The sequence below is a fragment of the Micromonospora sp. NBC_00898 genome, from assembly GCF_045207895.1.
In the GTDB taxonomy this organism is placed as follows: Bacteria; Actinomycetota; Actinomycetes; order Mycobacteriales; family Micromonosporaceae; genus Micromonospora.
Window position 1 is genome coordinate 5108667 of sequence record NZ_CP108775.1, and the last position, 11939, is coordinate 5120605.

The 11939-nt window shown below is 71.0% G+C and carries 12 protein-coding genes; 6 read left to right on the forward strand and 6 right to left on the reverse strand.

The genetic code is table 11. From position 1 onward, the window contains the following. Positions 1–74: 74 nt before the first annotated feature. The gene (locus tag OG799_RS24775; protein WP_406038012.1) at positions 75–827 is read left to right on the forward strand and encodes a GH25 family lysozyme; all 753 of its coding nucleotides are present in this window, start codon (positions 75–77) and stop codon (positions 825–827) included. A gap of 90 nt (positions 828–917) precedes the next feature. Here OG799_RS24775 and OG799_RS24780 read toward each other — a convergent pair whose 3' ends face one another. Beyond that, positions 918–1148, reverse strand: a complete 231-nt coding sequence (locus tag OG799_RS24780) for a hypothetical protein (protein ID WP_406038014.1) — start codon at positions 1146–1148, stop codon at positions 918–920. Positions 1149–1238: 90 nt separating this feature from the next. Next, positions 1239–3254, reverse strand: a complete 2016-nt coding sequence (locus OG799_RS24785) for a protein kinase domain-containing protein (RefSeq protein WP_406038016.1) — start codon at positions 3252–3254, stop codon at positions 1239–1241. A gap of 91 nt (positions 3255–3345) precedes the next feature. Here OG799_RS24785 and OG799_RS24790 point away from each other — a divergent pair, with 91 nt between their 5' ends. The 5 genes from OG799_RS24790 to OG799_RS24810 all read left to right on the forward strand — a co-directional run bounded on the left by OG799_RS24790 (position 3346) and on the right by OG799_RS24810 (position 8022). Next, entirely contained in the window at positions 3346–3558 is a 213-nt protein-coding gene (locus tag OG799_RS24790; protein ID WP_406038018.1) for an acyl-CoA carboxylase subunit epsilon, read from the forward strand. 115 nt (positions 3559–3673) lie between these two features. Then, entirely contained in the window at positions 3674–4126 is a 453-nt protein-coding gene (locus tag OG799_RS24795) for a hypothetical protein (protein ID WP_406038019.1), read from the forward strand. Between the two features lie 1420 nt (positions 4127–5546). Next, a complete protein-coding gene (mycP, locus tag OG799_RS24800; RefSeq protein WP_406046394.1) occupies positions 5547–6692 on the forward strand; it encodes a type VII secretion-associated serine protease mycosin in 1146 nt (381 codons plus the stop codon). 10 nt (positions 6693–6702) lie between these two features. Continuing rightward, positions 6703–7359, forward strand: a complete 657-nt coding sequence (locus OG799_RS24805; protein ID WP_406038021.1) for a Maf family protein — start codon at positions 6703–6705, stop codon at positions 7357–7359. Between the two features lie 9 nt (positions 7360–7368). Then, positions 7369–8022, forward strand: coding sequence for an O-methyltransferase (locus OG799_RS24810; protein WP_406038023.1), 654 nt, complete (start codon positions 7369–7371; stop codon positions 8020–8022). 115 nt (positions 8023–8137) lie between these two features. Here OG799_RS24810 and OG799_RS24815 read toward each other — a convergent pair whose 3' ends face one another. The 4 genes from OG799_RS24815 to OG799_RS24830 form a co-directional block, all read right to left on the reverse strand. Beyond that, positions 8138–9352, reverse strand: a complete 1215-nt coding sequence (locus OG799_RS24815) for an MFS transporter (protein WP_406038025.1) — start codon at positions 9350–9352, stop codon at positions 8138–8140. 57 nt (positions 9353–9409) lie between these two features. After that, a complete protein-coding gene (locus tag OG799_RS24820) occupies positions 9410–10165 on the reverse strand; it encodes an ABC transporter permease (protein ID WP_406038027.1) in 756 nt (251 codons plus the stop codon). 18 nt (positions 10166–10183) lie between these two features. Further along, on the reverse strand, positions 10184–11143 hold the full coding sequence (locus OG799_RS24825; RefSeq protein WP_406038029.1) for an ATP-binding cassette domain-containing protein: 960 nt from the start codon (positions 11141–11143) through the stop codon (positions 10184–10186). Positions 11144–11268: 125 nt separating this feature from the next. Further along, positions 11269–11898: a PadR family transcriptional regulator gene (locus tag OG799_RS24830; protein ID WP_406038031.1), complete on the reverse strand. Its 630-nt coding sequence runs from the start codon at positions 11896–11898 to the stop codon at positions 11269–11271. Positions 11899–11939: the final 41 nt, after the last annotated feature.

Below are 11939 nucleotides of genomic sequence, written 5' to 3' on the forward strand. Positions count from 1 at the left end.
TTAGACACTCTTGTGATCTAGGGCAGTTACCTCCAAAGATAGGCGTCAATCGATCGACGTCCCTGGAGGCATCAATGGCCCGTACCAGACTCTCCGTACGCCGGCTCCTCGCCGCCGGCCTCACTGTCGTCGCCACCGCGGTCGCGGCCCTCGTCGCGACCGCCGGACCGGCCGCCGCGGCCACCACGCCCGGCATCGACGTCTCGCGCTACCAGGGCACGATCAACTGGACGAGCGTCCGCAACGCGGGCATCCAGTTCGCCTTCATCAAGGCCACCGAGGGCACGAGCTACAAGGACGCCAACTTCAACGCCAACTACGTGAACGCGTACAACGCCGGCGTGATCCGCGGGGCGTACCACTTCGCCCGGCCGAACATCTCCTCCGGCGCCACCCAGGCCAACTACCTGGCCAGCAACGGCGGCGCGTGGTCGGCCGACAGCCGGACCCTGCCCGCTGCGCTCGACATCGAGGCCAACCCGTACAGCGGCGGCTACTGCTACGGCCTGAGCACCACCGGGATGCGGAACTGGATCCAGGACTTCCTCAACACCTACAAGTCCCGCACCAGCCGGTACGCGGTCATCTACACCACCACGAGCTGGTGGAACCAGTGCACCGGCAGTTGGACCGGCCCGTGGGCCAACCACCCGCTCTGGCTGGCCCGCTGGTCGAGCACGCCCGGCGCCCTCCCGGCCGGCGCGCCGGTCTGGAGCTTCTGGCAGTACACCAGCACCGGCAGCGTCTCCGGGATCAGCGGCAACGTCGACCGCAACTACTGGAACGGCGACCGGACGCGGTTGATCGCCCTCGCCAACAACACGTGATTCCCTGAAGACAGGTCGGCGGCAGCGGGATCGGCTATCACCCCCGGTCGATAGCTGGTCCGGCCGCCGCCACCGTCGTCCCTGTGTCGGTCAAGCCCTCCGTCGGGCGGCGACCGGCACGGTGGCCGCACCCTCTCCGGCCAGGGCGCTCCGCCGCGTCAGCCGCCAGGCGGCCACCCCTGCGACGGTAACGGCCACGACACCGAGCAGCGCGACCAGCGCGGGGACGCCGGCGCTCACCAGCAGCAGGACGATGTCCCCGAGCGCGACCAGCATCCACAGTGCCAGCCGGGGCCGGGTGTCCCTGCGTCGGTAACTCATGTCGTACCTCCTTCCGTCGTCGCGGGATCAATACCCCGTTAGACGGAAGGCCATGCGAATCACTTTTGCAGCGGCGGGAAGTCCGCCGGGTCAGTTCCGCCGGTCCGGCTTGAAGCCCTTGGCGATGACGTCGAAGTTGGCGAGGTTGGCGTCCCAGTCGCTCGCCGGAACCTCCCAGCGAAGGGCGTAGCCCCGGTTGCTGGCGGTGGCGATGCCGCGGTTGCGGACATGGATCCGGGTGCCGTCCCGAGTCTCCAGCCAGTCCCAGTCGGCGCAGGTCCGGTAGGCGTCGCAGCGGGTGATGCCGATGTACCGGTAGTTGCTGACGTAATTCTTGCGCGACGATTCCTGGCTCTTCCAGTCCGCGACAGCATCCGGCTTCGGCGAGTCGGTCCACTGGACGTACAGCCTCCGCAGGCTGCCCGGATCGGAGAACGTGACCGAGTTCCGGCCGTTGGTGCTCCGCCATCCGTCCGGGAGCGGGACCTGGAAGCCGTTCGGGCCCCGGTAGTAGCGCCAACCGGCGGGCAGCGTGCTGGCGGCGCCGGAGGGCGAAGCGGACGCCGACGGGCTGGGGGTGGCGCTGGTCGGGGCGGCCGAGGTCGGTGCGTCACTCGGCCCGGCCGGCGGCGCCTGCGACGCCGCGGAGTTGGCGGCGCCGGCCTGCTGACCCCCGTTGCCGTTGTCGTCGCCGTTGAGCAGCGGCACGGCCACCACGATCCCGACCAGCAGGAGCGCGACCAGCGCGCCGATCAGCAGGTTGCGCCGCTTGTGGTCCGGCTTCGTGCCGGGAACGACGGCAGCCCGGCCGGTCGACGGCGCCGGGCTCATCGGCGCCGGCATGACCGAGGTCGGGTTCGCCGGCCTGTGCGGCGGTGGCGCGTCGACCCGGGTTTCATCGTCGGAGATGGCCGCCGGCGCGTCCACACGGGTGTCGTCGGCGACGGGCGGCGGCCCGTCCACGCGGGTCTCGTCGAGGGCGAGCGCCGGCGCCTCGACCTGCGCGGTCGGCTCGGCGTCCGGAGTGGACACCGGCGGGTCGACCCTGGCGGTCGGCGCGGCGTCCAACCCGGCGGTCGGGTTGGCGGCGTCGATCGCGAGCCCGGCCCCCGCGGCGGCGGCAGCGGCCGTACCCAGGTCAGGCTTGCGCGGGGCCGGCGCGGTGGCTGGCCGGTCGGCGCCCACGGCGGCCGGGCGCGGCGCGGGCACCAACGGCGGGCGCGGCTCGCGCGGACCGTTCGGCCCCGGCCGGCGTACGCCGTCCAGCAGCGAGATGCCCTTGGCGCGCTTGCCGCCTGCCTTGCGGAGCAGACGCTCGGCCACCTCGGCGGTCATCCGCTCCGCCGGGTCCTTGCGGAGCAGGCCGTTGAGGACCGGCTTGAGCGGCCCGGCGTTCTTCGGCGGCGGCATCGGCTCGGTGGCCAGCGCGGCCAGGGTGGCGATCGCGGACGGCCGCGCGTACGGCGACTTGCCCTCCACGGCCGCGTAGAGGGTCGCGCCCAGCGACCAGAGGTCGGCCTCCGGCCCGGCGGTGCCGTCCTTCGCCCGCTCCGGCGCGATGTACGCAGGCGAGCCGAGGACCATGCCGGTACGGGTGACGTTCGGGTCGCCAGGAATGGTGGCCAGCCCGAAGTCGGTCAACACCACCCGGCCGTCATCCCCGAGCAGCACGTTGCCCGGCTTGACGTCCCGGTGCATCACGCCGGCCTTGTGCGCGGCCTTCAGCGCGCCCAGCACCCCGAGGCCGATCTCGATCGCCTTGGCCGACGACACCGGGCCGTCCTCGGCGAGAGTGTCCTGCAACGACTTGGACGGCACGTACTCCATGACGATCCACGGGTCGCCGTCGGTGCGTAGCACGTCGAAGATGCGGACCACGTTGACGTTGTTGAGCCGGGCGATGGCCCGCGCCTCCCGCAGGGAACGTTCCCGCATCTCGCGGCGCTCCTCCGGGGTGAGGCTGGGCGGCGGGACGAGTTCCTTGATGGCGACGTCCCGGTGCAGCACCTCGTCGCGCGCCTTCCACACCCGACCCATGCCGCCCTGGCCGAGCGGCGAAATGAGCCGGTACCGGTCGGCGACGAGTTGGGGAAGCGCGTTCGACATCGGTGAGACGGTACCCGGCAGGCGCGACCCTCACACCGCCGGCACGCCACTGTGCGGCGAAGGTCAAGTTCTGGACGCGTACCCTGAGGTCATGTCTGCCGAAGAGCCGCTGTTCCGGATCGTCCGCGGCGTGCCGACCGCCGAGGAACTGGCCGCCCTCGTCGGCGCCATCGTCGCCCGGACCCGCCCGACCGCCGCCCCCGCGCCGGTCGCCGTCTCGGCTTGGGCGCGCAGCGGCCGGCCGGCCGGCGCGACGCCCGTCGCCGGACCCGGCGCGTGGCGCACCTCCGGCCTCCCCCGCTGACCTTTCCCCGGGTACGGCGGTCCTGAGCTGGGAGAATTTTGTCGGGACTGCCGAGATCGCGGCACAGCCACTAACCTCACTCAGGGAAACGGTGCGGTGACTGGCAGGAGGGCCGATGATCCCCGAGGAGGACCGGCCGGCGGGCTGGCTGCGTGACTACGCCGGCATCGAGGCCGACATCCGACAGATGCGCGAGTTCGCCGACCGGCTCCAGGCCGAGGTCGAACGGAACTACGCCCCCCACCTGTCGTACATCGCGGACGACATGAAGGCCCCCATCCCCAACCCGGCCGACGCGTTCGTCGAGCTGGTGCAGTTCCTGCAGGCGCACCACGAAACCCAGCAGGCCACCGCCGAGGTGGTCTGGGGCATGGCCCCCGCAACCGGCCGGCTGGCCGCGGCGGCCGGCAGGATCGCCGCTCACTACGCCGACTCGGACGCGTTCTCGTCCGCCCGGGTGGCCGATGTCGAACGCGCCCTGGCCGGTCCATCCGTGACGACGGCACGCCCCCTGCCCGCGCTCCCCGATCCGACCGGGTCGCAGAGCGGGCGGGTGGTGCTGCCGTGATCGAGCGGGGCAGCGGCCGGACGTCCGGCCTCACCGACTGGCGCCTGATGGACGTGCTCAGCATGTGGGCCTGCGTCCGGGACCACGACACCGCCGGGCACTGGAAGCAGGTCGCCGGCTGGCGCAAGGTCTGCGACCTCGCCCTCACCCACCTGAGCCGCCTCCGGGAATACCGACGCGGGCTCGCCGCGGCGTGGCCGCCGGAGACCAATGCCGCCGCCCGCGCGTACATCGGCGAGCTGGACCAGCTCATCGACAAGGTGCAGCACACCCACGACGCGGCCGCCGCGAACTACGACGCACTGGCCGCCGCCACCCGCGCCATCGGCAGCACCCGCGCCGAGCTTGAACCGCTCTACCAGGAGTACGCGACCAAGCTCCAGCAGAAGCGGGCGTACGAGGCGACGATCGCCGACCCGAAGGCGGTGGCCGGAAGCCGGCTGCCGGACCAGCCGCCCGTGACCGACGCGGAGCTGGAGCGGCTGAACGTCCAGGCGCGGGGCCTGATGACGGGGCTCAGCGGCGAACTCCAACAGGCCCAGGTAATGCTTCGCCAACCCCCGCCGTCACTCCGGCCGGGACGCCAACCCAACGATCCCGACGTATATGGCGGGGCAACAGCTGCGCCCGTCATCCCGCCAATCGTGCCTGTGCCTGTGCCCGCATCTGGCGCCACGCCAAGAAGCACCAGGCCCTCGACGGCCTCACGGCCGGTCCCTTCCCCGACTGCACCCTCCGTCGGCCCTGTTTCCGGGACCGGCCCAGTGCTAGGGGGAGCCGGCCATGGGCTTGCACCGACACCCACCAGCCCCAGCCTGCCGGGCGTGACGCCACCTGCGCCGCCAGCACGGACCCCTGGCTTCGGAACCGGGCTATCACCCACACTTCCTCCTGCCACAGGAAGCGGTCAAGGACCAGCTCCGCCGCCGCGTGGGCAAGTGGGGCCTTCCACCCGAGGCCTAGGGGGAAGCTCTGATGGCCTGCCGCACGCGACCCCGCCAACTCCACCACGGCCGATGCCACCAGGCGGTTTGATCGGTGGCACGCCTGGCATGGGACTCGGTCAGCCAGGTGGCTCTACTCCCCCACGCCGGGTCAACCCGACCGGCGGTGTCATCGGAGGCGGTGGCGCTGGAACAGCCCCAACTGGTGCTGCAGGGTCTCGCCCTGGTGGTGCACGAGCCTCACAATTCAGCGGCACCCACGGGCTGCCCCCAATTGGCGGCTCTCCCGGCATGGGCAACACCGCCGGGCTGAGCGGCCTTCCCGGGCGCCGAGGTGGCCATGAGCCGGGGGACCAATCGCGCCGTTGGGATCCGGACGATCCATGGGAGACAGACCAAGGCGTGGACCCGGTAGTTCGTCCGCCGGACGAAGCGGGACCTGTGGACCCGGGACCCGTAATCGGCTTTGACCGGTGATGGCCCTTCATCGTGACGCCGTAGCAGGGACGATCGCTGTCGCAGCAATATGCGCGTTGCTAACTTCTCCGGCGAGCGCAGATCCAGGATCGGATGGGTCCACTCGAATCAGGGCCGATCAGTGGCATCTTCGCTACCTGAGAGTCAGTGAAGCGAACGAGATCAGTCGAGGCGAAGGTGTTGTCGTAGCCGTTCCCGACACCGGCGTTGATCCGCACCCGGACCTCCGCGCTAATCTCCTACCGGGCACCGACACCGTCGCGGGAAACACAGGCGACGGTCGACAGGACAAAAACAGCCACGGCACAAGCATGGCTGGATTGATCGCCGCCCACGGCCGCACCGCAGATACCGGCGCACTAGGCATCGCCCCTCAGGCAAAGATCTTACCCATAAGGTCTTCCCGTGCGGATAACCTCGGCACAGCAGACGACCTGGCCGCAGGTATCGAATATGCCACTGCACATGAGGCAGATGTCATCAGCATCTCTAGTAGCGGCGGATCGACCTCACGACTTATCCAGGCTGTAAATGCGGCGATTTCTGCCAACATCGTCTTGGTTGCAGCCGCCGGCAACTCATCAGATGAGTCGAGAGTTGGTTATCCCGCGAGCGAGAGAGGAGTGATTGCGGTCGGTGGCATTGATAGCAGAGGGAACCATGCTGCCATATCAGTCACTGGACCTGAGATAGACCTCGCCGCCCCGGCTGTTGACATCTACAGCACAAGTTACGAAGGTAGATATGCGAAGGGCACCGGCACATCGAGCGCTACAGCGATCGTGGCTGGAGCGGCCGCCCTTATCCGCTCGAAGTATCCGAACCTCCCCGCCCAAGAAGTTGCGCATCGGCTCACCGCGACCGCGATCGACAAGGGCCCACCGGGCCGGGACGACGAGTATGGCTACGGCGTCATCGACCTTGTCGCGGCCCTGACGGCGGACGTACCCCCGCTCGGCTTCGAATCCGTGGCCGCGAGCGCGCCGACCACGACGACCGCCGCGGAGCCGGCGTCGGACGGCGACAACAACCGGACGGCCCGCGGTCTGGCCACGCTGGGCGTGCTGGTGGCGGCGAGCGGGGGTTTCCTGCTCTGGCGGCGGCGTCGACGTGCCGAGGACCCGCCGCCGCGGGTCAGTCGGTAACGTCGGTGAGGTGCTGACTTCCGTACCGCTGCGCCTCGTGCTCGCCTCGCAGAGTCCCGCCCGCCGCAAGCTGCTCCAGGCCGCCGGAATCGAACCCGACGTGCTGGTCAGCGGGGTGGACGAGTCGCAGGTGGTGAGTGACCAGGCCGAGGACCTGTGTCTGGAGTTGGCCCGGCTCAAGGCGCAGGCGGTGCTGGGTCGGCTGCGGGCGACGCCGGAAGAGCGGACGCTGGTGCTCGGCTGCGATTCGGTGCTCGCGTTCGACGGGGAGATCCTCGGCAAGCCGGTCGACGCGGCGGACGCCACCCGGCGGTGGGAGCGGATGCGGGGGCGCAGCGGTGTGCTGCACACCGGGCACTGCCTGATCGACGTCACCCACGAAGCGCGGGCGGAGGGGGTGGCCTCCACCGTCGTGCACTTCGCGGACATCAGCGACGAGGAGATCGCCGCGTACGTGGCGACGGGCGAGCCGCTGGCCGTGGCCGGGGCGTTCACCATCGACGGGTTGGGCGGTGCGTTCCTGACCGGGATCGAGGGTGATCCGGGCACGGTGGTCGGGCTCAGCCTGCCACTGCTGCGCGGCCTGCTCGGCGAGTTGGAGTTGAGCGTCACCGACCTGTGGACGAAGGTCGCGCCGGGGGGCCAGGAGATCGAGCATCTCGGCTAACGTCCGGTCATGAGCACGAAGCCGCTGCCGCTGACCCCGGAACTGCAAGCCTACCTCGTCGCGCACGGGTCCGCTCCCGACGAGATCGTCCGTGAGCTGGCCGAGGAGACCCGGGCGGCGCTGCCGGCCCAGGCGAACATGCAGGTCGCGCCGGAGCAGGCCGCCTTCCTGACGTTCCTCACCCGGCTGCTCGGGGTGCGGCAGGCGGTGGAGGTGGGCACCTTCACCGGCCTCTCCTCGCTGGCGATCGCCCGGGGGCTGGCCGACGGGGGCCGGCTGACCTGCTTCGACATCTCCGAGGAGTACACCGGGATCGCCCGCCGCTACTGGGCCCGCGCCGGGGTGGACGACCGGATCGACCTGCGCATCGGTCCGGCCGGGCAGACGTTGCGGGAGTTGCCCCGGGAGCGGTACCTGGACTTCGCGTTCATCGACGCGGACAAGGTCGGCTACCCGGTCTACTGGGACGAGTTGGTGCCGCGGATGCGTGCGGGCGCGGTGATCGCGGTCGACAACACGCTGCGCGGCGGCCGGGTGCTCGCCCCGCAGAACGCCGACGACCGGGCGATCGCGGCGTTCAACGACGACGTTCTCGCCGACGTCCGGGTGGAGGCGGTGATGCTGCCGATCGCGGACGGCGTCACCCTCGCCCGGGTGCGCTGAGCCCCGCGCTACTCCACATCGGCGACCTGTCGGTGTCCGAGCCCGTCGGAGACCGCCAGGTCGGCGAGCCGGAGTCGATCAGGTCGGGACGCCGGGGATCGGGCCGGGTCGCGGGTCAGGCGGGGATTGGGATCGGGCGCTGGTCGTCGGTGGGATGGGCGGCCCGCAGTGCGCGGCCGAGCCGCACGGCGAGCAGCGCGGCCGCCGCGATGAAGGCGGGCAGCAGCAGGAAGGCCAGGTGCGGGCCCACCCCGTCGGCCACCCACCCCAGTGCGACGGGCGCGATGCCGAAACCCACCCCCATCGAGTACGACGACCAGCCCGCCGCCTTGTCGGCGGCCGGCCCGGCGACGGCGAGGGCGATGGAGATCGCCAGCGGGTAGTGCAGGGCGTTGCCCAGACCGAGTACGACCAGGCCGGTGACGGCGAGCCAGCCCACCGCAGCGGCCCAGAACAGGGCGAAGCCGGCCAGCGACACGCCCAGCGCGGCCAGCAGCAGCGGCACCGGCGGCCAGCGCAGCGCGATCCGGCCGCCGGCCAATCGGCCGGCGAACATCCCGCAGACGATGGCGGCGATCGCGGCCGACGCCCCGCCCGCGCTGAGCCCGGCGTGGCTGCGGAGCACGTCGGCGGTCCACAGCGACAGGCACACCTCGATCGAGCCGGTGACGGCCATCAGCACCCAGGCGATCCAGTACGTCCGGGGCAGCCGGACCGCGGAGGCAGCCACCCCGATCGGGCCGTCGGCAGCCGCGGCAGCGGGGGCATGCGGGAGGCGTACGCGGAAGGTCAGGGCGGCGAGCGCGACCAGCGCGATCAGCCCGACCTCGACGGCCATCACGGGCCGCCAGCCGAGGCCGGCGTCGACGGTGGCGCCGATGACCAGCGGGGCGAGGATGCCCATGCCGGCGCAGGCGGCGTTGGCCTCGGTGAGGGCGGCGGGGGCGGCGTCGCCGTGGCGGGCGGTGAGCATGACGCTGACCCCGCTGATCACCATCATGCCGAAGGTGGCGATCACCGCGACGGCGGCGATGGTCGCCGGCAGCGGGTGCAGGAGGCCGAGCGCGGCGGCACCGGCGGCCACTCCGGCGAGGCCGAGCCAGCTGGCGCGGCCACGGCCGAGGCGGCGGGCGACCGGCGGGAAGATGGCGCCGCCGAGAAGCGCGCCGGCCGCGATGCCGGTGCTGTGCAGGCCGGCGACGGCGGCGCTGGTGCCCTGCTCGTCGCGGAGCAGCGGGACGACCGGGCCGAACCCGTAGAGGAAGAAGCCCCACAGTCCCAGCTGGGCGTAGCTCAGCCAGGTGATCTTGTCATGGGTGAGGCGGGGCACCGGCCTTACGCTACAAGCGTCGGACCGGTGCCCCGCCCCTGGTGAGAGGCAGCTCTCTCAGCGGACGCTGCGGGCGAACTGCCGGGCGGCCCAGACCACGCCGGCGACGGCGAGCACCGCGATGATGCTCAGCCCCTGCCACACCTTGTCGTTACTGAGGTCGCCGGCGAAGAGCGCGCGGGTGCCGTCGACCGCCCAGGAGAACGGGTTCCACTCGGCGACGCCCTGGAGCCAGCCGGGGGCGAAGGTGAGCGGCAGCAGGATGCCGGAGAGCAGCAGCACCGGCTGGGCGACGGTGTTCATCAGCGGAGCGAGAGCGTCCTCGCTCTTGACCTTGAGCGCGACGCCGTACGACACGGCCGAGGTCATCAGCGCGATCAGCGCCAGCATCAGGTACGCCAGCAGCAGGTCGCCGATGAACACCCGCAGGTCGAACAGGAGCGCCAGCAGCGTGATGATGACGGCCTGCACGATCAGCGAGACCACGTCCCGCAGCGAGCGGCCGAGCAGCAGGGCGAGCCGGCTGACCGGGGTGACCCGGGACCGTTCGATGACCCCGGCGCGCAGCTCGGCGATCAGGCCGAAGCCCTGGAACAGGCCGCCGAAGATGGCGAGCAGCACCAGCAGGCCGGGTACGAAGATCTTGTAGGCCGCCGCCTGGGTGGGTGCGTTCAGCGCCGGCTTGAGCAGTGGGGCGAACAGCAGCAGGTACATCACCGGCTGGAAGACGCCGACGAAGACCCAGACCGGGTTGCGCAGCAGCAGCTGGATCTGGCGCTCGAAGATGAGCCAGGTGTCGCGGAGGAACTTCATGATCTTTTCTCCGGTGTCTCAGGACTCGCGCAGCGAGCGGCCGGTCTTGGTGAGGAAGACGTCGTCGAGGCTGGGGCGGTGCAGCTCGATGGAGCGCAGGTCCAGCCCGGCGTGGTCGAGGCGGCGCAGCACCTGCGGGATGGCAGTGGCGCCGTCCTCGACGTAGAGACGCAGGCCGCCCTCGTCGCCGACCTCCAGCTTGTTGACGTACGGCTCGCCGTCGAGCAGCTCCGACGCCTTTCCGGTGGTGGCGGCGTCGAGGCCGACGAGCACGACGTCGCCGGAGATCTCCCGCTTCAGCTCGGCCGGGGTGCCCTCGGCGACCACCTCGCCGTGATCCATGATCGCGATCCGGTCACAGAGCGCGTCCGCCTCGTCGAGGTAGTGCGTGGTGATGAAGACCGTCATCCCCTCGGTACGCAGCCGGCGGATCTCGTCCCACATGTGCGCCCGGCTCTGCGGGTCGAGGCCGGTGGTCGGCTCGTCCAGGAAGACGATCTTCGGCTCGTGGATGGTGCCGAGCGCGATCTCGACGCGCCGCCGCTGACCGCCGGAGTAGGTCTTGCACTTGCGGTCGGCGTACTCGGTGAGCTGGAAGGCGTCCAGGGCGCGGGCGGCCCGGCGGTGCGCCTCGGCCTTGCCGATGCCGTAGAGCCGGGCGTGCAGGACCAGCTCCTCGCGGGCGGTGGACTCGTCCCAGGTGCTGCCGCCCTGGGCCACGTACCCGATCCGGCGGCGCACCTCGGCCGGGTCCTTGCGCAGGTCGGCACCGGCGATGGTGGCCTCTCCACCGTCCGGCTCGATGAGCGTGGCGAGCATCCGCAGGGTGGTGGTCTTGCCGGCGCCGTTGGGGCCGAGGAAGCCGAAGATCTCCCCCTCCGCCACCTTGAGGTCGACGCCCCTGACGGCGTCCACGGTCTTCGTCTCGCGACCCGCGCGGGAGCGGAACGACTTCCGCAGTCCCCTGGTCTCGATCATTTCTGCTCCTGGTCGTCCGGGCCGGCGCGCCGGCCGTTCTCGCCTGGGGACGACGCCGGACGGCGCGCTCCCCCCGTTGTGCCGGGCTCAGGCTAACGCGATATAGCGTTTCTAGTCAACGTTGATTATTGCGTGGGAGTGTGGCCCGCTTCGGCGGTCCGCTGCTGCCACTCGACCCACCCCTCCCCGCCGGGCAGTCCAGCAGGCAGGTACGACACTCCGGACTCGATCCGCTCGGCGATCCGCTCGCACCAGGCGATCTCCGCCTCCGAGCGGGCCGACCAGAGCTCGAAGATCCAGCCCACGTAGACCGGCCGGGTGGTCCGCATCCACTCGGAGTCGATCGCCGCCCGCATCGACTCGCCGTTGGCCCGCAGCAGCATCGCCCGGTTCCGCAGCGCCGCCGCCGCCTCCTCCCGAGGCAGGGCCGGCAGGAACGAGAAGGCCGCGGCGAACGGGTCGCTGGGCTCCTGCAACTGCCACCACAGCCCGCGCAGCAGGGACTCGAACTCGTCCGCGCCCTTCTCGGTGATCTCGTACGTGGTCCGGGCCGGCCGGCCGCCGACCTGCTCGGTGGCGACCGCGCGGAGCAGCCCCTCCTCGGTCAGCTTCCGCAACGCGTGGTAGATCGAACCGGGCTGGACGTTGGCCCACTTGTCGGCGCTCCAGCTCAGCAGTTCGCGGCGCACGTCGTAGCCGTGCACCGGCTGCATCCACTTGACCAGACCGAGAATCATCATCCGCGTCGCCGACATTCGACAAGCGTAATAAACAAGTTTGACTAATGCTCGGCATT